The following is an 18,621-nucleotide window of genomic DNA, read 5'->3' on the forward strand; positions in this document are numbered from 1 at the left end:
CACTGGAATCTGCCTTGACTCGCCGCCGAATTGCTTGAACGAGTTGTTCAAACGAGTGACTCAAACCACCCAGCAATTACGGAAAAACCTGGCTCGCCAACGAAGAAACGAGATTATACGAACACGAACGGCGTTTGCCTAGTCCTTTATTCAAAAATCTCGGCCGGCTCGCGCAGATGCTGTCTCGCCTCGTCGAAGATCGCGAGGTCGCGCGCAGCGAGCCGCTTACTGTCGGACAACACGCGCCGCCAGCCGCGCGCCCCGGCTTCCCCGCGATAGAGACCCAGCGCATGGCGCGTGATCGCGCCGAGGTACGTCCCGCGCGCCATTTCGGCGGCGCAATACTCGACGAGCTTCGCTTCCACCTGCTCGCGCGTAAGCGGCGCTTCGCTCGAACCATAGAAGCGCGCGTCGACATCGGCCAGCAGATAGGGGTGGTGATAGGCCTCCCGGCCGAGCATCACACCGTCCACATGCTGGAGATGCGTCTCCACCTCATCGAGCGTTTTGATTCCGCCATTGATGACGATCTCCAGTTGCGGGAAGTCGCGCTTCAGCCGATACGCGTAGTCGTACTTGAGCGGCGGAATCTCGCGATTCTCTTTCGGGCTCAGGCCTTTGAGAATCGCATTGCGCGCATGCACGATAAAGACCTCGCAACCGGCCTGCGCAATCGTGCCGACAAAATCGCGCACGAAGCTGTAGTCCTCGACAGCGTCCACGCCGATACGGTGCTTGACCGTGACCGGCACGGAGACGGCGTCGCGCATCGCCTTCACGCAGTCGGCAACCAGTTGCGGCTCGTTCATCAGGCACGCGCCGAATGCGCCGCGCTGCACGCGCTCGGACGGGCAGCCGCAGTTCAGATTGATCTCGTCGTAACCCCATTGCTCGCCGAGCTTCGCCGAGCGCGCGAGGTCGTCGGGCTCGCTGCCCCCGAGCTGCAGCGCGACGGGCGCTTCGTCCGGCGTGAAGGCCAGATGGCGCGGCACATCGCCGTGCAGCAGCGCGCCGGTCGTCACCATCTCCGTGTAGAGCCACGTGTGGCGCGAAATCATGCGATGAAGCGACCGGCAGTGACGATCGGTCCAGTCCATCATCGGCGCGACGCTGACGCGGCGCGGACTGGCAGGGCGAGGTGAAGACATAAGCGGCCAAACGGCTTGAATCGAAACCGCAATTTTACCGCAACGCGGGAAATCGCCGGCGTGCGGCTGCGTCGCGCGCCGCATAACCCCTTCTGGATCAGGTCTTTAGTCTGCCGGAAGCGCATCCCAAACGGGGCCGACGCGCCGCCCAGCCGCGTCCCGCCAGCCTCTGGCCGATTATTTCAGCAACGAGAACAGTAATTTCATATTATCGGTACAAATTTTCGATAGTAGGGGTATACACTGCATTCCATCGACGTTGCAGACACAGCCCCGGCCCCTGCAACGCCATCCTGAAAATCGAAATTATTGGAGGTACATCATGAAGACCAAGTTTATCGCCGCCCTGCTCGTCGCTGTTTCCGCTGCTGTCGCGGCTCCCGCTTTCGCAAGCGGCTACGGCCCGGCACCGTTCTATCGTCCGGCCGTCGGCGCGCCCGCATCGCAACAAGGCCAGAATGCCCAAACCGTCGCGGCTGAACGCGCTAACGCCGACTCGAATGCTTACGGCGGCGTGAACAACGTGTCGTCGCAATCGGGCACGCGTGAACCGGTTTCCGGTCCGCAATCGGTGTTCTTCGGCCACTAAGCATTCGCCGTCGACCGTGCTGCCCTCGCGGCGGCATGGGACCTGGGCGCCTCACCGGATTCCGGTGCAGGCGCCCGGTTTCGTTTACGGCATCAGCAAGGCGTGACGCGCACCTATTGTCGCGTCACGCCCTGTTCCTGCGCCTCGCAAAAGCGGAGCCGATTACCGAACGGATCGGCCACTTCCAGCACCTTGCCCCACGGCAGCGCCTCGACGCCGGGCTTCGCGTACTTGTAGTGCTTCGCCTGAAGCTCGCGATGCAATGCGTCGATATCGCGTACCGGCACGAAAATCGTCGACCCGGGCGTCGCGTCGCCGTGATGTTCGCTCAGATGCAAAACGAGATCCGAGCGCCGCACCTGCGCATACAGCGGGAAGTTATCGCCGGAACGATGCTCCCAATCGACATTGAATCCCAGAAAGTCCACGTAGAACTCGCGGGCTTTCTCTTCGGAAAAAATACGGATGATGGGCACGGCGGGCGCGAGGTGCATGGCGGCGGTCCAAGGTCATGACGAGGCGCCAAGCTTAGCCGAACCGGCCGGCAATCTCACGCGCGCCGGCTGGCTCAAGCCGCGAGACCCGCGTCGATCACGTCGCGCGCCGCCCGAAAGCCGGCCTCGGCGGCTGCGTGCTCGGTGGACCAGAGACTGTCGATATGCACGAGCCGCCAGTCGACCACCACTGCGCTTTCGCGCAGCACGCGGAAATGCGCCTTGACGCCCGTGAGCACCTGTTCGACCGCGACTTCGATGTCGTAGTCCTGATAGCGCTCCTGGTAATCGCCCATGTCGAGGTCTTTCGGCTCCATCTTCCCCTCCCTGCTTCGGCTGGGTTGGTCATCGCGGCAATGGATGCGAACAGCTCCGCGCCGGCTGCAGCCAGCGCCCTGCCAACCGCTGCGGCTCGTGCGAGCCGTTCGTGTGAAGCGCCTGTCGGCTCGCTCAGTCGCAATCGCCGGAGAGATACTGCCTGCCGTTGCAGGTGATCTCGACCTCGTCGCCGCTCGCTTCGGCCACAAGACCGCACGCGAGAAGCTGCGCGGTCACGGACTGCGGGAACTTCGGCGCCGGCTGGCCGACGCCCACTTCGTTCAGGCGCCGCAACGCTTCGATCGCTTCGGGACTCAGTGACTTGGACATGGCGGTCTCCGTCGACGTGACTGAATTTATCCTAGCAAGTTTCAAGGACAAGTGAAGTCGCGTCGGCGAATCGTCATGAAGGAATGGCTTTGCCGTGAATTTTCACGGGGGACGGGGGTCTACCGGAAAACCTCACGCCAGCCGGCGGATGCGAGGAACGCAACAAGGAGAACGAGATGAAGCGAAGCACTCTGAGCGCGCTCGCCGCAGCCGCCGCGTTGCTCGCGCTCGGCGCGAACGGGACGGCGGCGTGGGCAAAGACGAACGCGGCAAGCGCGGCGGGCGCTACCGCCTCACCGAAGCAGCGCACGCAGGCCGCGCAACCTGGCGAGCCCGCCGCGTCGATGGTGAAGCCGCCGGAGTCGGCCTCCGGCGCGACCGGATCGAGCAACCCGGACAACATGCCGATCAAGCGTCCGCGCAAACCGACCAACGACAAAATGATGCACGAGCCGCCCGCGAGCGGCGCGAACGCGAAATAGCGCGGCCCTCACAGACGCGCGATCGAGACCTCGGTCGATTTGACGAGCGCGACGACTTCCGAGCCGACCTGCAGATCGAGTTCGTCGATGGAACGCGTGGTAATCACCGAGGTCACGACGCCGAACGGCGTATCGACATCGACTTCGGACACGACCGGGCCGCGGATGATTTCCTTGACCTTGCCCTTGAACTGGTTGCGTACGTTGATGGCGGAAATGCTCATTGCGAATGGCTCCAGAAAGCGTTCAGATTCAGTGAGTAAAGGAGAGTCAGACAGGGAGAGTCGGACAGGGAGAGTCAGACAGCCCAGCGGACGTCGGTCGGCCGCGTGAAACGGCCGGCATGGCGCGCGTCGCTCGCGCGATCGGAGTGTGCGGACAACGCGTCGTCGTTCGGCGCGTTTTTCAACACCCGCTGCAGCACATGCTCTTCGAGCGCGGCGAAGCCCGCGGACGCCCGCGCTCGCGGACGCTCGAGCGGCACCGGCTGATCGAGCGCAATGCGCCCTTCTTCGATCAACAGGATGCGATCGCCCAAGGCAACGGCCTCGTGCACGTCATGCGTCACGAGCAATGCGGTGAATTGGTGCTCGCGCCACAGCCGCTCGATCAGCGTATGCATTTCAATACGCGTCAATGCGTCGAGCGCGCCGAGCGGCTCGTCGAGCAACAGCAATTGCGGCCGGTGCACGAGCGCACGCGCCAACGCCACGCGCTGACGCTGACCGCCCGACAACTGCGCGGGCCAGTCGTCGGCGCGCTCCAGCAAACCGACTTCGGCGAGCACGGCGCGTGCGTCGTCGCGCGCGCTGCGGGGCAGCCCGAGCATCACGTTCTGCAGCACGGTCTTCCATGGCAGAAGACGCGCGTCCTGGAACATGATGCGCGTGTCGAGCGGCCGGCCGTCTGCGGCGCGCTTCTCGAGCACGCCCGCCGTGGTCTTATCGAGACCGGCGACGAGCCGCAGCAACGTCGATTTACCGCAGCCGCTGCGCCCGACAATCGCGACGAAACTGCCGCGCTCGATCGACAGATCGAAGTCGGCCAGTACCTTGCGCTCGCCGTATTGCTTGCCGACGCCGCGCAGTTCGACGGAGTAATCGGCCGTGCGCCTGGCGTCGTCGCTGCGGTTGCTGCGGCCGGCGCCGCCGTCGCTCTCGCCGCTGCGCGCCGCGGCGCCCGTAGGCGTCACAACCCGCCGTTGCCCATGCGCATGGCGCTGTCCCGCCTCGCGGCCGTCGAGATCCGCGGCCACCTCCGCGTCATGATCCGCGACGCGCGCCTGCGCCAGTTCCGCTTCCAGATCGCTGCCCGCGATGCCGCCGAACGACGCCGAGAACGTGCTTGCGCTCATGCCTTACCTCCTCGTTGATAGGCCGGGTGCCAGCGCAAAGACAGGCGCTCGAGGCTTTTCGCCAGCACGTCGGCAATCTTGCCGAGCGCGGCGTACAGCAGAATGCCGACCACCACGACATCGGTCTGCAGGAATTCGCGCGCGTTCATCGTCATATAGCCGATGCCCGATTGCGCCGAAATCGTCTCCGCCACGATCAAGGTCACCCACATCAGCCCGAACGCGAAGCGCACGCCGACGAGAATGGACGGCAATGCGCCCGGCAAGATCACATGGCGGTACAGCGCAAGGCCTTTCACCCCGTAGCTGCGCGCCATTTCGATCAGATTGGCGTCCACCGAACGGATACCGTGAAACGTGTTCACGTAGACCGGAAAAAACACGCCGAGCGCGACGAGGAACACCTTCGCCTGCTCCTCGATGCCGAACCACAGGATCACGAGCGGGATCATCGCGAGCGCCGGAATGTTGCGGATCATCTGCACGGTCGAGTCGAGCGCGATCTCCACGGGCTTGAAGAGGCCCGTCGCGAGTCCGAGCGTGAGGCCAATGCCGCCGCCTATCGCGAAACCGGAGACAGCGCGCCACGTGCTGACCTTCACGTCGGCCCACATTTCGCCGGACTGGATGAGCGACCACGCCGCCTTCACGACCGCAAGCGGTTCGGGCAGAACGCGCGTGGACAGCACGCCGCTGCGCGCGGCGGCTTCCCATGCAAGCAGAATCAGAAGCGGTACGACCCACGGCGCGAGCGACGCGCCGATCTGCCGCAACGACGCGAAAGCGGAGACCAGCGCGGAGCCGACCGCCGCGCCGCCAGGCGCTCGTTCATCGCGTTGCGCACTTACAGTGGATTGAGCCATGATGACTGTCCTCATTGCCTGTCGAAGGTGGCGGATGCAAGCGCCGGGCGCTCAGCTCGCGCTCGCCGCCTTCGGCAGATAGTTGTTGCCGACGATCTCGCCGAACGGTCCCGACAGCGGTCCGTTCGAGGTTTTGTTGCGGCGGTTCGGCAGCAGCGGAAACACCAGTTCGGCAAAGCGATACGACTCTTCGAGATGCGGATAGCCGGACAGAATGAAGGTCTCGATGCCGAGCTCCGCGTACTCCTTCATGAGCGCCGCCACCTGTTCAGGATTGCCGACGAGCGCGGTGCCCGCGCCGCCGCGCACGAGACCCACGCCGGCCCACAGGTTCGGATAGACCTCGAGCTCCGCGCGTCCGCCGCGCTTGCCGCCGTGCAACGCGGCCATGCGGCGCTGGCCTTCCGAATCCATCTTCGAAAAGGATGCCTGCGCACGCGCGATGGTGTCGTCGTCGAGCTTGCTGATCAGCTTGTCCGCGGCGGCCCATGCTTCTTCTTCCGTCTCGCGCACGATCACATGCAGGCGGATGCCGAAGCGGATCGTGCGGCCATGCGCGGCCGCGCGGGCGCGAATGTCGGCGATCTTCTTCGCGACGGCCGCGGGCGGCTCGCCCCATGTCAGGTAAGTGTCGATATGCTCGCCCGCCATGTCGTGCGCGGCCGGCGACGAACCGCCGAACCACAGCGGCGGGTGCGGCTTCTGCACCGGCGGATAGAGCGCCTTGCCGCCCTTTGACTTGAGATGCTTGCCTTCGAAGTCGATGGCGTCGTTGGTGTGCGCGGCCGTGAGCAGCTTGCGCCAGATGTGCAGGAACTCGTCGGTGATCTCATAGCGCGTGTCGTGGTCGACGAACACGCCGTCGCCTTCCAGCTCGGCCGCGTCGCCGCCCGTCACGACGTTGATCAACAGGCGCCCGTTCGACAGACGGTCGAAGGTGGCGGCCATGCGCGCGGCAAGACCCGGCGACGAAATCCCCGGCCGGATCGCCACGAGGAACTTCAGGCGCTTCGTCGCGGCAATCAGGCTCGAGGCGACGACCCAGGCATCTTCGCACGAGCGTCCCGTCGGCAGCAGCACGCCCTCGTAGCCGAGCGTATCGGCGGCGACGGCGATCTGCTGAAAATAGTCGTAGTCGGCTGCGCGCGCGCCTTGCGACGTGCCGAGATAGCGGCTGTCGCCGTGAGTCGGAATGAACCAGAAGACATTCATTTGCTGCTCCCCGCGTATTCAGAACTGGATTGGGTCGGACGGTGCATGCCGCGGATAAAACGGATCAACAGGCAGGCACACGCACGCGCTTACGCGCACGCCGGCCGCGCGCATCCGGCCGGTGATCGGAGATAAACCGGCGGCGCATCGCGAAGGGACGGAAAGGTGCGGTATCGGCGCTAATGGCAACGGCGCGAGGCACCGTTTGCATGCAGAAGCAGTCTATGGACGGCGGCGCAGCTTTTGAACGATTTTTTTGAGCTTAGGTTTTCCACTTCTGTGATTAGCGCGACGCTAAAGCATACGAACGCGACGCGACAGGCCCACGGAAAAGCCGCTAGCGCTGGATATAATGGCGCACGTTTCCAATCATCCGGTACAGGCAATGCGCGTCACGCGCCTGTACCCTGGCGGTGCAATGCATGCAAAAACTCATCCTGCCGTTCGTCGCCGGTTTTCTGGCATCGCTGTTCTTTCATGAATCCACGCTCGCGCTGCTGCATGCCGCGGGCGTCGTCGATCAAAGCGGTTTCTCCACTGCCCCGTTTGTGCCGCTCGGCTTGCCCGAGTTCATTGCCAACGCGATCTGGAGCGCGTTCTGGGCCGTGCTGATGGCGTGGCTTTTGCGCGTCGCGCCCGAGCGCCGTGCGCCGTGGCTGCCGGCTTTCGTGTTCGGCGGCATCGTCCTGACGGCGGCCAGCGTGTTCGTGGTCGATCCGATTCGCGGCATCTGGCCGAGCGGCAACATGCTGCCGCGCCTCGCCATGGGTTTTGCGGCAAACGCTATGTGGGGTTGGGGCGCGCTCGTCTTCATGCGCGCCTTCATGGCAAGCGAAGAGACGGACTGAGCGCCTCGCCAGCGCTTGTCGTTCGTTCTGGCCAGCTCAGGCCAGCACGGGTTGAGCACGGGTTGGCCACGCGTTGAACGGGGGTCGGGCACGCGCTGGGCACTGAGCCGGCGCCTAGCTGCGCAGGTCGCGCAGCGGATGTTCGCCCGCCGGCCAGGGACTTTCGAACATTTTCGCCACGTCCGCGGCGCTCACGTCTTCAATGCGCGCAAAGCGCCAGCGCGGCGCATTGTCCTTGTCGATGATGCGCGCGCGAATGCCCTCCACCGCATCGCCATTGAGAAAACTCGAGCGTGTGAGATCGAGGTCGCCGCGCAGCACGTCGGCCATCGAGCCTTCCGCGCGCGTGACGACCTCGAGCGATACCGCCATTGAAAGCGGCGAGCGCTCGCGCAAGACGGCGATGACCTGTTCCGCCCAATCGGCGCTATCGCGGTCGCACTTCTCGCTGAGCGAAGCGAGAATGCGCGGCACGTCCGGCAGCGCGAAATGCCGGTCGATGAGTGCTCGCGCGCGAGCGAGCGGCGACTCCTGCGGCGGCGGCGCGACCTGATACGCGCGGCATTCGCGCTCGACGCACGCCACCACGTCCGCGCCGCGCTCGAACAGTTCGCTCCGCAAGGTATCGACGAGCGCAGGCAAGGCGGCGTCTTCCATATAGGCGTCGGCGAGACCGGCGTACAGCGCGTCGGCCGCGCCGATCGTCTCGCCCGTCACCGCGAGATACCGGCCGATCGCGCCCGGCGTGCGGGCGAGGAACCAGCTCGCGCCGACATCCGGAAAGAGGCCGATGCGCGTTTCGGGCATGGCCATTTTCGTGGACTGCGTGACGACCCGCAGCCCGCCCGTGCGATGCGCGCCTTGCGAAATGCCCATGCCGCCGCCCATCACGACGCCGTTCATCAACGCGATGTAGGGCTTCGGATAAGTGAAGATGGCGTGATCGAGCCGGTATTCCTCGATGAAAAACGCGTCGCGCGCGCCCTCGTCGCCGCGCCGCGCCGACTCGTACAGGAAGCGGATGTCGCCGCCCGCGCAGAACGCCCGCGGATGCTGGCTGCGTACCACGACCGCGAGCACGTCCGGATTGTCGGACCAGTCGTCAAGCGCGGCATGCATGGCGCGAATCATGCCGACTGACAGCGCGTTGAGCGCCTGCGGCCTTTCAAGCTCGATGAAACCGATGCGGTTGGCTACGTAAGTCGCGACTTCGTCGCTGGATGCAGGCGAGGCGGAATAAGACATGGAAGACGACGCGCGGCGGCGGGAGTCACGGGAAACCCAACGTTATCACGTGCCTGCGGCCCGGGCGTGTTGGCGGTCTCGGGGATGCCGCCCTCGCGACGCCGCGCGAGGGATTGTCACGCTGGCGCGCCGGACGGCGGACGGCGATGCGGCATGCTGCTGCCGCGTCAGCGCTGCTGCCTGCGGCATGCGTTACGTGGCGCGGCAGGCGGCACCCGGCGTCTTACCCCGCGACGTTTCCCGGCGGGAAATGGCCGCTCTTGAGCAGCACCGGCGTGCCGTTGCTGATCTGCAAGTGCTCACGAGCAACAGCTTCGATGCGCGGACGGCCGGCGTCGAAAGCGCGCATCCAGCCTTCCTCGTTTTCAGTGTGCGCGCCGAAGTGGTCTTCGAGCGCCTCGACGGAGATCGCGCAGGGCACGGGCTCGCCGTCCACCAACGCGGAAAAGACAACGGTCAGATTGGAATCGCGGTAGGCTGGCGCGCCCGCGGGAAACCTGATTTCCATGGTCGCCTCATCAGAAATATCCGGCACAGAACCGGGGCCCGCGAAAACCGGCCTGCCCCGGACGACCCGAATATGGTACTCGCGGGGCCGGACTACGGTCCACCCCACCGCGGCGCGCCCCTGGCCGCCGGCTTGCGCCTGTGCTTTCCCGTGGGGTTGGCTTCGCGCTTCGGTGTGGGCTTCGTCTCGCACGTCACGTCGCGCCGCGGCGCGCGCTCGAGCAGAGCGCGCCGTCATGAGCGGCCTCCGAGCAGGCCGTCGACGTAATCGCGCGCCGCCTGTTCGACGAAGGCGAGCGCCTCCTCTTCGCTGTTAAAGCGGTCTTTGCCGCCCAGATCCAGCAAGGTTTCCATGCGGTGCGCGTCGTCGGGACCGAGCTCGGCGAGGCTCACCGAACCGACGTAGTTGCCGGCTCCGCCTTCCGCGTCCGCTGCCGGCACGAGGCGCGCCGCGGCGCTGATGTAATAGCCGCGATAAGGGCCGCTGACCCGCTCAGCCATAGTCGTTCTCCTCGTTGCGATAATGGAGGTAAGGCGCGCGGCAAGCGAAATAGTTCTGCGCGGGCTGCGGTTGTCGTGCCTGGCTCCTGCCCTGGTCCTTCCTTATCCTGTCTGCCCTTGCCCCGCGGTGGTCGCGCGCTCGCGCCCCACTTGCGCGTCCGGCGACGGTCGAAGAGCCGCACCGGCACGCTCCATGCTCCCGCAGGAGCGCCTTTGGAGTTCAGCGAGCGCAATATGGGAAAATATTTTCTGCACGACCACGAACTGCCGGAGCCGGATGCGGCGAACCGATGGTTTGAATATGCCGAAAGTCACGGCATCGACATCGCCCGAGCCATCAGCATCTGGGAAGACGCGGCCACCGAAAGCGGCACGGAAAGCCGCCGGCTCGTCAGCGCGGCGGGCATCACGATCGAAACACCCTGAGCGGGCGCGCCGGCGCAAGCTCACCTCATCAAAGGAACCCATCACGATGCATTTCATGACGCAACTGCTGCGCGAGCGCCGCCGTCGACATGGCCTCGCGCGAGCTCTGCTGCGCCGCACGACCCTTCTTGCCGCGTTGCCGGTTGCGCTCGCGATCGGCGCGGGCGTAGCCGGATGCGCGTCGTCGAATACGACTTCGCTGATCAATCTGCCCAACGGCCAGACCGGCTTTGCGGTGAATTGCAGCGGCGCCGGCGCCGATTCGAGCTGGGCCTCGTGCTATGTGCAGGCGGGCAAGGCGTGCGGCGCGACGGGCTACGACATCGTGTCGAAAGACAACGACGAAGGCGGCACCGCGGGCGGCAGCGTGACGAACGTCGTGTCGGCCAACGTCAAGAACCGCTCGATGATCGTCCGCTGCAAGTAGGCGCGGGTCGGCGCTTTGGGCGTGCCTCGCATCGCTGCGCGCCCTTTCCGCCGGCAGGCGCCGCGGCGGGCGTGCCGGCGCCCCACAAAGCCGCCAGCGCCGCGCTTCAATGCGCCTGCATCTTCGAAAACATGTTCAGGACGGCAACGCCCGCGATGATCAGCCCAAGGCCGATAACGGCCGGCACATCGGGCACCTGGCCGTACAGCAGCAGCGCGACGAGCGTGATCAGCACGATGCCGGCGCCCGACCACACCGCGTAGACGATGCCGACCGGAATACTGCGCAGCGTGAGCGACAGGCAGTAAAAGGCGACGGCGTAGCCGAGCACGACCACCGCCGACGGCACGAACCGCGAGAACCCGTCCGACGCCCGCATCGCCGAGGTCGCAATCACTTCGGCCACGATGGCGATGCCGAGCAATGCATAAGGCGGCACCCGCATGGGCTCAGGCCTTTGCAAGCGCGAGCTTGCTGTAGTCGTGACCGAGGTGGGCGCACAGCGCCTCCACCACGAACTCGTGATCGGCGCGCTGCGGCAGGCCGGAAACGGTGATCGAGCCGATCACGCCCGCGCCCGCGACCGTCAGCGGGAATGCGCCGCCGTGCGACGCATATTCGGTAGCGGGCAAGCCGTGCTTGTCGGCGAGCGTGCTGCCCGCCTGCTGCATCTTCAGGCCGATCGCGTACGAGCTGCGCCGGAAATGCGCGACGGTGTTGCCCTTGCGGCGCGCCCAGTCCACGTTGTCGGGCGTCGCGCCGTCGAGCAGGCTGAAAAAGAGCGGTTGACCGAACGTGCGCACGTCGATGGCCGCCGCGATGCCGCGCGCCTTCGCGACCTCGTGCAGATAGGCGCCGATTTGCCAGGCGCGGTCAGCATCGAATTGAGGAAACACGAGCGCGTGTTCCTGAGCGGCAATGACCTGCAGATCGTGAGCGATGTCCATGGAACTCCGAGGGCGAGTGGAAGTGCAGGCGCGCCGTCGTGCATGGCACGCGGAGTCGTCGCGCGCCTCGCCGCGGTTCGTCTTCAGGCTGCGCGAACGGCGTGACAGCGCATGACGGCGGCGCCGGGAGATTCCGATTCTAGCGCAGCGTCCTCTGCGCGCCTTGCGCGATGCGACGCCGGCCACGCATCGCGCGACCTTTCGTGAAAGCGCGTGTTGGACCGCAAGCCACGAGCCCCAGTGTGCACGGTGGCATGAATTTTTAAACGGCTATTGCATCCGCTCGCTGTTTGCCCTATAATCTTTTCTTCGACGGACGCGGGGTGGAGCAGTCTGGCAGCTCGTCGGGCTCATAACCCGAAGGTCGTAGGTTCAAATCCTACCCCCGCAACCACAGTTCGGAACTCATTTCCAGCGGCAGCAACAAGCAGTCGTTCGGCAAAATCGTCATACGGCGCGAAGTAAGTGCACGTCTTGCAGTTCAATCCCTATCGGCCTCACCAACGTCGCGATGATCTGTCGTGCTTCCGTTGTTGCGTTTTCCGGTAACGTCTCCCTTCGCTCGATCGTCTTTTCGCGAACTCGCTTGGCGATGTCCGTGACGGGTCCGCGCTTACCTGCGTCTGAACGAGCGTCCGCTGCAATGCTTCCCTCTCTTTTTCCTTCCGCGACAGCGATTCCATAATCGCGACGGAAACACCGATCTTCGTCAGCGTGCGATATGGCGATGAACCGCTATCTGCCGGTCGACCCGACGCGCACGCAAAAGGAAACGTCGGAGTACACGGCCATGCTCGTGATCGGTCTGCACGTCGACGAAAATTTCTAGCTGCTGGACGCGCTGTCTGACCGTACAAACCTCGTTGACCGACCGCGACACCTGATTGGCATGAGCGTCTAATCACTGGAGTTGTCAGCAGCGCGTGACGGCCGCAACGCGCCTAGAACTGCGCCGTCAACTGAAAACCAACCGTCCATCGTGCGCTCGGGAAACCCTTCGGTTTGTAGATCGGCGTACCGGCGAACAGGTCGTAGGTCACGCCCACATACTTGGCCGGCACGCCGCCGCGAATACCCACTACCGCGCCGGCAAGCTGAGTCCCCACCAGTGCCGCCGTGTTCGGTCCGAACACCCGCCCGTAGTCGATCCCCGCATACAGCGTTTGCCCCGTCTGCAGGAGACGCCATTGCAATTCGTTGCGCCAGTAGAAGCCGCGCTCTGCCGCGAGCATCGTTTCGCCATCGAAACCGCGAACGGTATAGCGGCTGCCGATGGTCAGATCGTCGATGTAGAACAGCGTGTCGTTCGTGAACTGACCATGAACCGTTCCGACATAGCGGAATGTCTGGTTTCCAACAGCAAACGGTATCGACAGGTTTGCGTCGAGCACGGCCATATGGAAGCGGTACGTCGGGCCGTCGACATAAGGGTCCGGCGTGGCGCCCAGGCCGCCGATGCCCTGACGATACGCAAGCGTCCCGTCAAACTGCGCAGCGCCGAAGTAATGGCGGTCGGTCACGCCAAGCTCAAGAAATGTGTTGTTGCGCGCTTGCGTTGGTATCGTTGTGTCGTCGATAAAGCTGTCGCCGAAGCGCTTCGATAGCTGCACATAGCCGCCGAGCACGTCGTTCTGGCCGCGCGAGATAACACGCGCGATTTTCAGCGCGGCGCCCTGCGAGTTGCCGCTCGATACGAAGGTCTGGTTCACGCCCGCGATGTTCTGGTAGTACGTGTTCGTGTTACCCGAGAGTGTCGCGGTCCAGTAGCCAAACGGCACAGAGTAGGAACCGTTGAAGCCATGCGAACCGAGCGCCTTGTTGCCGAACGACAGATCCTGATTCGCGCCGACTGTAAAGATGTCATTCAAGCCGAACGGGTTGTCGATGCCGAGGCTGATGGTGCCTTGCCACTTGCCTGTCGATTCTGTGCCCGAGTTGTCCACCGAAGCGACGAACGTCCAGGGCTTCGCGCGCCTGACCGATACAACGACATCACTTTCGCCTGGGATATCGGTCGGTTCGATCTTCATGTCCACGTCCTGACTTGCAACGCGTTTCATCTGCTCCAGACCTTGCTCCAGATCGCGCATGTTCAGCAGGTCGCCGCCGCTGACGGGAAACGCGTTCTTCCATGTTCCCCACATGGAAGGATCGGTCAGACGGACCTGTCGAACGAGACCCGGCACGAGCGCGAACGACAGCGTGCCCGTCGTCAAATCCTGCTGCGGCACCAGAACGCGCGTGGTCACATAGCCGCGACTCAGCACGGCCTGCTGTAATCCCTTGCTCAGTATGTCGATGCCTTGTTTGCCGACGCATTGCCCCTTGTAGTGGTCGAGCCATTCGCGTGCGAAGGCGAACGGGTCGAGCGGCAAAGCCGATGCGCCTTTTGCGTGCGCTGCGGCCGAGAGTGTGTCGGGTACGTCGAGCGCGAACCGGTCGATGCGGAAGCACGGTGTTTCGGCCGGCAGCGCGGGAAAGGCTTCGATTTTTGTCACGGTCGAGCGCACGGCCGGCGCCGATACTGCGGCTTCGCGCTGCTGTGCGTCACGTCGTTGCTGCTGGTTCTGTTCAGTTTCGATGCCGCCGAGGCTTTGCCCTTGCACATTGGGCGCGAGCGCGACGAAAGCCGATAGCGGCAGCGCCGCCAGGCTCTTTCTGATTTTCATAGGAGATGCGAGATAGAGCCGGACACCTATCAGGAATCCGGCGTGCTGTTTAACGTGCGCGCGGGTGGTTAATAACCAATATCAACGACGTGACCTGTGGTAAAGCCATCCAATGATTGCGCGAACCTGGTAGTCGTGTATGCCTGCCGCCGCATCCGAAGTCTGCTGGTCGGAGTTACGAAGCATTTCGGCCACGATCCGACCTTCGGCTTCCTGTTCACGGATGCCAAGCTGCTTCGCGACGATCTTCACGTCCTTCTTCGCGAGCGCGTGTTCGTCGGGGTGCAACTGCCGATTAAATCCAACAGAGAGCCACGTGAGAAATAACGGTCACTTAACCGCAGGTTTGTTCGCACTACCTTCGCTGACGCGCACCAGTTCGAAATCTGCCGATCCGCCATTCTTATAGGATAGGAAGAGGTGATACTCACCGGGATTGATTTCAAATGCTTTCTCTTTGAAAATGAAATTATTTGATTTTAATGTCATTGGAAAGCTATCGAAGATAAGGAACGGCGCATTTGACATCATACCCGTTAGGCCGCACCTCACGTAAGTCCCATTACTACCTTCGGGCTTCTTGTGCGTGCTCGATGTTTCGCACACGCGCGGCGTGATTGTGTCGAACTGTCTGCCGTCTTTTCTATAGAGGCGAAACAGTGGGAGGTTATTTCCGGCAGCATCGCCACGGATGACTGTTACAGCCGATACATCCCAGTTATGGCCTTTCGTGTTTGACACTTGATAGGTTCCATAAAATTTCTCTAGGCTTTCCGCGGCCTGACCTTTTAGGCCCTGATTTTCGTCTGCCATATCCGGGACAAGCACGGAGCACGCGCTAACAAGTGGGAATAGAAGCGCAACAAAGTATCGAATACTCATGGTTTTTCTCTCAATGAAAATAGCTAAAACGGTATTTAAAAGCAAATTCGGGCTGCCGCAGACAGTGGCGGATCTGATGCTACTGCGATCTTTTTTCAGCATGGCTATCAGGATCATTGCCGCTGCGAAGCGTCCATTTGACGTGTACATTTCGACCATTCCGCAGCGACGAGACTATAAAGATTCAGCAGGGCAATACATCCAAGGTGCGATCGCTCAAGGGCCACACTCCCCAATAGTTCCGCCGCTGTACACAAATCGGACTCCATACCTGTTGACGGAGAGCGCCGGGAAGAATTCTGGCTTAATGTCGAGCGTAACTAGCGCACCGAGTTTACACGCCTCCCATTTTTTTGTTATCGGCGTGCTGCCTGACTTTCTATCCTCGGCCCTTAAGCGCCATCTGATATCGCGCAAATAATTGATGCGTCCATGAGTCGGCACTGATGTTTCGCGTCAGAGACGCTACGCTTCCGCGGTCCAAGTCTTTTCGGAATGCCACCTTTCCACCCATCCCGAGCATGTAGTCCATGTCCGAGTTCATCAAATTGAACTTGCGCGAGACATCAGTTGGGCTTTTGAGCAGTACGCCATCAAAAGATATATCCAAATATCAGCACAAGCAGTCCACCAGTCCAGATTTTTAGATTTAGCATGTAATATGCACCAATCAATACCCAGGTATTTTGCCAATACGATTGGGGTAACCTGTGCCGCCATACCCACTAGGATTAAGCGCCTTGGTTATCCCACCAGTTCCTACGCCTACCTCGAAGGCGGTATCACCATCGATTCCGTGATTCACGCCCCCGCAAACACCGAACGCGCATACAACGCCTCCAGCAGATGCGCCCGCCAAAAAATCGTCGATGTTGCTTCCTTTTGTCCCGTAGGTAATCCCGGGTTGGACGCGACCATACCGCCAACAATTGACGCGCTTGGCACGACAGGCACGGAACCTGAGCCCGACAAGTAAACGTTGCCGTTATGAAGATTGACAGTTAATGCGCCGCCGACCCCGAATCCGCCCCCTTGCACCGTCAAATAATCAACTGACCCGGCGCGCTGAGCCTCCATTGCGGCTTGCATTGCCTTGTTCGGCGTCCCCGTTGGCGATGTTTTTGATCGCCCGCTTTTCATCCGGATGCAACTGCCTGTTAAACTGATCTATTGTTCGCTGCATCGTCGGATGGTCAAAGCATTATAGGTCATGTTGATCCCGTACACAGCCTTACTCTCACCATATTCGACGTTTCTTTGGACTTCAGCATTAATTCCGTACTTGCAAAATGAAACATTTCCATCAAAATTCGATCTTTTCCATCCAAGATCCGACAGACTTTCGCTGTATTTTTTTGCCAGGTCAGGTGTCCATGTTTTAGCGTCGATACCCACGTATAGGTATGCAGATCCGTATTTACTGTTGTAAGAATTCATCACCACAACACCGCCATTTTTTAAAACTTCCTCCATATCGTCACGCATGATGTGAAGTTTCGGCGCAGCATCAGTGGGATTGTTTTTGATTGCCGAAATCATGAAGACAAGCGCGAGAAGGGCAATAACGATTCCGATTTTCGGATTTATTTTTTTCATTGTCGAAGAAAAATCAATTCCGCTTTGGTTGCATGCCCGGAAGAGAAAATGCTGGCAAGCTAAAACCACTCGCACCTCCACCGGCAAAATTCGCCGCGCGGGTGAACCCACCAAAGCCCAAACCGACTTCAATAGACGTATCGCCACCGACGGCGTGAGTGCCTCCAATACATCCCCCGTATGCGCAGACATTTCCGCCAAACGATCCACCACCAAGATAGCTGTCTGTTTTGTCTGCTTGAATCGTGGGAGCCTTGTTAGCAGCGGCGGGGATAACACCAAAAGTGATAGCGGCAGCGGGTGTCACCGGAACAGCACCACCTCCGCCCATGTAGACGTTACCGTTGTGCAAGTTGACAGCGATGCTTGCTGAACCACTGGGCCGGCCCCCGCGAAAACCGGACACGAGGTAACGCTTAAACTTTGAGGTAGTCTTACGCCTATGTTTAAGCCCAGCTCTAACGTGGAACCGATTGAAGTTCTGACCCAGCCCGAACAGCGCCGCCGGCGCTCTGTCGAGGAGAAGCTCGCGATAGTGCGCGAGACCTTCGAGCCCGGAGCAAGCGTTTCCGGAGTTGCCCGTCGTCATCAGGTGAATGCAAACCAGGTGTTCGCCTGGCGCAAGCTCTATCAGGACGGAAGCCTGTCAGCAGTCAGTGCCGGCGAGCAGGTGGTGCCGGCGTCCGACCTGGCCGAAGCGATGAAGCAGATTCGTGAACTCCAGCGACTGCTGGGCAAGAAGACGATGGAAGTGGAAATCCTCCGCGAAGCAGTGGAGTACGGCCGGGCAAAAAAATTGATTGCGCGCTCACCATTGCTGCCGGGGGACGACCGATGAAGACGGTCTGCGAAGTCCTGGGTGTGTCGCGCTCGAATCTCGCGGTGAAATCAAAGCGCGACGCTGAATGGGTCGACAGGCGCAAGACGCCCGCCCGTGACGACATGCCGCTCGTCGCGGAGCTCCAGGAGTTGGTCGCTGATTTGCCAACTTACGGCTACCGGCGCACCTGGGCCCTGCTACGGCGAAACCGGGACGCACAGGGGCAGCCTCGCGTTAATGCAAAACGGGTTTATCGGGTCATGCATACCCACGGTCTGCTGCTCGAACGCCGCCCGCGCCATGCCCAGTCAACGCGCCGACACGACGGCAGGGTCGCGGTGGACCGGAGCAATGCGCGCTGGTGCTCGGACGGCTTCGAATTCCGTTGTGATGACGGCTCGCCGCTGCGCGTCATCTTTGCACTCGACTGCTGCGACCGGGAAGCCATGAGCTGGGCTGCGACCACTGGAGGCTATACCGGAGACATGGTGCGTGATGTGATGCTTCAGGCTGTAGAAAACCGTTTCGATGGTGCGCTGAAAGCCGACAACGAAATCGAATGGCTCAGCGACAACGGTTCCTGCTACATTGCCGAGGACACGCTGACGTTCTCGAAAAAAGTGGGCCTGAAACCCATCACGACGCCGGTCAGAAGTCCGCAGAGCAACGGCATGGCCGAGAGCTTCGTCAAAACGATGAAGAGAGACTACGTCTCGTGGATGCCCAAGCCGGACGCGAGAACCGCGTTGCAGAACCTGGCCATCGCGTTTGACCACTACAACGAGTCGCATCCGCACAGCGCCCTGAAATACTGCTCACCGCGCGAGTTTCGCCAGCGACCAAATTCACCAACCTAAGCGCGACCGCATGTCCGGTCATGCGGGGGCAAGTCCATCGCTTGAGTAAGAGCGGCTCCGATGCGATTTAAATTCGGCAGCTCTTACCGCATGACGCATGAAACCG

The 18,621-nt window shown here is 62.0% G+C and carries 24 protein-coding genes and 1 tRNA gene; 8 read left to right on the plus strand and 17 right to left on the minus strand.

Annotated features, from left to right (window positions below; translation table 11 throughout):
* Positions 1-146 precede the first annotated feature (146 nt).
* A complete protein-coding gene (gene dusA / locus ACEN8U_RS24230; RefSeq protein WP_041746172.1) occupies positions 147-1,148 on the minus strand; it encodes a tRNA dihydrouridine(20/20a) synthase DusA in 1,002 nt (333 codons plus the stop codon).
* Positions 1,149-1,470: 322 nt separating this feature from the next.
* Between dusA and ACEN8U_RS24235 the strand changes: the two genes are divergently transcribed.
* The gene (locus ACEN8U_RS24235; RefSeq protein WP_013588529.1) at positions 1,471-1,737 is read left to right on the plus strand and encodes a hypothetical protein; all 267 of its coding nucleotides are present in this window, start codon (positions 1,471-1,473) and stop codon (positions 1,735-1,737) included.
* A gap of 113 nt (positions 1,738-1,850) precedes the next feature.
* Here the strand turns inward: ACEN8U_RS24235 and ACEN8U_RS24240 are convergent, their stop codons facing one another.
* The 3 genes from ACEN8U_RS24240 to ACEN8U_RS24250 form a co-directional block, all read right to left on the minus strand.
* Complete coding sequence (locus ACEN8U_RS24240; RefSeq protein WP_015002723.1) at positions 1,851-2,231, minus strand: glyoxalase superfamily protein; 381 nt, start codon at positions 2,229-2,231, stop codon at positions 1,851-1,853.
* Between the two features lie 74 nt (positions 2,232-2,305).
* A complete protein-coding gene (locus ACEN8U_RS24245) occupies positions 2,306-2,548 on the minus strand; it encodes a DUF6566 family protein (protein WP_015002724.1) in 243 nt (80 codons plus the stop codon).
* Positions 2,549-2,681: 133 nt separating this feature from the next.
* Positions 2,682-2,879, minus strand: a complete 198-nt coding sequence (locus tag ACEN8U_RS24250) for a hypothetical protein (protein ID WP_013588532.1) — start codon at positions 2,877-2,879, stop codon at positions 2,682-2,684.
* Between the two features lie 176 nt (positions 2,880-3,055).
* On the opposite strand from ACEN8U_RS24250, the gene ACEN8U_RS24255 reads away from it, so the two are divergent.
* Positions 3,056-3,361 carry a hypothetical protein gene (locus ACEN8U_RS24255; protein ID WP_015002725.1) on the plus strand — a complete coding sequence of 102 codons (306 nt, stop codon included), beginning with the start codon at positions 3,056-3,058 and terminating at the stop codon, positions 3,359-3,361.
* A gap of 8 nt (positions 3,362-3,369) precedes the next feature.
* Here the strand turns inward: ACEN8U_RS24255 and ACEN8U_RS24260 are convergent, their stop codons facing one another.
* The 4 genes from ACEN8U_RS24260 to ssuD form a co-directional block, all read right to left on the minus strand.
* Positions 3,370-3,585, minus strand: coding sequence for a TOBE domain-containing protein (locus ACEN8U_RS24260; RefSeq protein WP_013588534.1), 216 nt, complete (start codon positions 3,583-3,585; stop codon positions 3,370-3,372).
* A 74-nt stretch (positions 3,586-3,659) separates the two neighbouring features.
* Positions 3,660-4,715, minus strand: coding sequence for an ATP-binding cassette domain-containing protein (locus ACEN8U_RS24265; protein WP_015002726.1), 1,056 nt, complete (start codon positions 4,713-4,715; stop codon positions 3,660-3,662).
* Positions 4,712-5,578, minus strand: coding sequence for an aliphatic sulfonate ABC transporter permease SsuC (gene ssuC, locus ACEN8U_RS24270; RefSeq protein WP_015002727.1), 867 nt, complete (start codon positions 5,576-5,578; stop codon positions 4,712-4,714). The genes ACEN8U_RS24265 and ssuC overlap by 4 nt, the downstream gene beginning before the upstream one ends.
* 51 nt (positions 5,579-5,629) lie before the next feature.
* Complete coding sequence (ssuD, locus tag ACEN8U_RS24275; RefSeq protein ID WP_015002728.1) at positions 5,630-6,790, minus strand: FMNH2-dependent alkanesulfonate monooxygenase; 1,161 nt, start codon at positions 6,788-6,790, stop codon at positions 5,630-5,632.
* A gap of 422 nt (positions 6,791-7,212) precedes the next feature.
* On the opposite strand from ssuD, the gene ACEN8U_RS24280 reads away from it, so the two are divergent.
* On the plus strand, positions 7,213-7,638 hold the full coding sequence (locus ACEN8U_RS24280) for a hypothetical protein (RefSeq protein ID WP_013588538.1): 426 nt from the start codon (positions 7,213-7,215) through the stop codon (positions 7,636-7,638).
* Between the two features lie 114 nt (positions 7,639-7,752).
* On the opposite strand, the gene ACEN8U_RS24285 is transcribed toward ACEN8U_RS24280, so the two are convergent.
* The 3 genes from ACEN8U_RS24285 to ACEN8U_RS24295 form a co-directional block, all read right to left on the minus strand.
* Positions 7,753-8,883, minus strand: coding sequence for an enoyl-CoA hydratase/isomerase family protein (locus tag ACEN8U_RS24285; protein WP_015002729.1), 1,131 nt, complete (start codon positions 8,881-8,883; stop codon positions 7,753-7,755).
* Between the two features lie 223 nt (positions 8,884-9,106).
* On the minus strand, positions 9,107-9,391 hold the full coding sequence (locus ACEN8U_RS24290; protein WP_041745319.1) for a DUF1488 domain-containing protein: 285 nt from the start codon (positions 9,389-9,391) through the stop codon (positions 9,107-9,109).
* 233 nt (positions 9,392-9,624) lie between these two features.
* Positions 9,625-9,891, minus strand: a complete 267-nt coding sequence (locus tag ACEN8U_RS24295) for a hypothetical protein (RefSeq protein WP_013588541.1) — start codon at positions 9,889-9,891, stop codon at positions 9,625-9,627.
* 234 nt (positions 9,892-10,125) lie between these two features.
* Between ACEN8U_RS24295 and ACEN8U_RS24300 the strand changes: the two genes are divergently transcribed.
* Both ACEN8U_RS24300 and ACEN8U_RS24305 read left to right on the plus strand, forming a co-directional pair.
* Positions 10,126-10,317, plus strand: a complete 192-nt coding sequence (locus tag ACEN8U_RS24300; RefSeq protein WP_028363265.1) for a hypothetical protein — start codon at positions 10,126-10,128, stop codon at positions 10,315-10,317.
* A 46-nt stretch (positions 10,318-10,363) separates the two neighbouring features.
* Complete coding sequence (locus tag ACEN8U_RS24305) at positions 10,364-10,744, plus strand: hypothetical protein (protein ID WP_015002732.1); 381 nt, start codon at positions 10,364-10,366, stop codon at positions 10,742-10,744.
* A gap of 106 nt (positions 10,745-10,850) precedes the next feature.
* Here the strand turns inward: ACEN8U_RS24305 and ACEN8U_RS24310 are convergent, their stop codons facing one another.
* Together ACEN8U_RS24310 and ACEN8U_RS24315 are read right to left on the minus strand one after the other, a co-directional pair.
* Positions 10,851-11,183, minus strand: a complete 333-nt coding sequence (locus ACEN8U_RS24310) for a DMT family transporter (protein ID WP_374121804.1) — start codon at positions 11,181-11,183, stop codon at positions 10,851-10,853.
* A 10-nt stretch (positions 11,184-11,193) separates the two neighbouring features.
* On the minus strand, positions 11,194-11,691 hold the full coding sequence (locus ACEN8U_RS24315; RefSeq protein WP_015002733.1) for a heme-degrading domain-containing protein: 498 nt from the start codon (positions 11,689-11,691) through the stop codon (positions 11,194-11,196).
* 317 nt (positions 11,692-12,008) lie between these two features.
* Between ACEN8U_RS24315 and ACEN8U_RS24320 the strand changes: the two genes are divergently transcribed.
* A tRNA-Met gene (locus ACEN8U_RS24320) sits at positions 12,009-12,085 on the plus strand.
* A 547-nt stretch (positions 12,086-12,632) separates the two neighbouring features.
* Here ACEN8U_RS24320 and ACEN8U_RS24325 read toward each other — a convergent pair.
* On the minus strand, positions 12,633-14,360 hold the full coding sequence (locus tag ACEN8U_RS24325) for a ShlB/FhaC/HecB family hemolysin secretion/activation protein (protein ID WP_015002734.1): 1,728 nt from the start codon (positions 14,358-14,360) through the stop codon (positions 12,633-12,635).
* Between the two features lie 96 nt (positions 14,361-14,456).
* On the opposite strand from ACEN8U_RS24325, the gene ACEN8U_RS24330 reads away from it, so the two are divergent.
* Complete coding sequence (locus tag ACEN8U_RS24330; protein ID WP_413657699.1) at positions 14,457-14,687, plus strand: hypothetical protein; 231 nt, start codon at positions 14,457-14,459, stop codon at positions 14,685-14,687.
* 3 nt (positions 14,688-14,690) lie between these two features.
* On the opposite strand, the gene ACEN8U_RS24335 is transcribed toward ACEN8U_RS24330, so the two are convergent.
* From ACEN8U_RS24335 to ACEN8U_RS24345, 3 genes are all read right to left on the minus strand, one after another.
* Positions 14,691-15,392 (minus strand): hypothetical protein, encoded by a 702-nt coding sequence (locus tag ACEN8U_RS24335; RefSeq protein WP_148281787.1) that lies wholly within the window; start codon positions 15,390-15,392, stop codon positions 14,691-14,693.
* A 651-nt stretch (positions 15,393-16,043) separates the two neighbouring features.
* Positions 16,044-16,331 (minus strand): hypothetical protein, encoded by a 288-nt coding sequence (locus ACEN8U_RS24340; RefSeq protein ID WP_148281788.1) that lies wholly within the window; start codon positions 16,329-16,331, stop codon positions 16,044-16,046.
* A 78-nt stretch (positions 16,332-16,409) separates the two neighbouring features.
* Complete coding sequence (locus ACEN8U_RS24345; RefSeq protein ID WP_310110485.1) at positions 16,410-17,054, minus strand: hypothetical protein; 645 nt, start codon at positions 17,052-17,054, stop codon at positions 16,410-16,412.
* Between the two features lie 256 nt (positions 17,055-17,310).
* On the opposite strand from ACEN8U_RS24345, the gene ACEN8U_RS24350 reads away from it, so the two are divergent.
* Positions 17,311-18,515 (plus strand): IS3 family transposase gene (locus tag ACEN8U_RS24350; RefSeq protein WP_413657471.1). Its coding sequence is split into 2 segments (ribosomal slippage): positions 17,311-17,635 and positions 17,635-18,515, totalling 1,206 coding nucleotides; the frame shifts between segments, so codons are not numbered across the junction.
* Positions 18,516-18,621: the final 106 nt, after the last annotated feature.

It is taken from the genome of Paraburkholderia phenoliruptrix, assembly GCF_047325075.1.
GTDB lineage: Bacteria > Pseudomonadota > Gammaproteobacteria > Burkholderiales > Burkholderiaceae > Paraburkholderia > Paraburkholderia phenoliruptrix.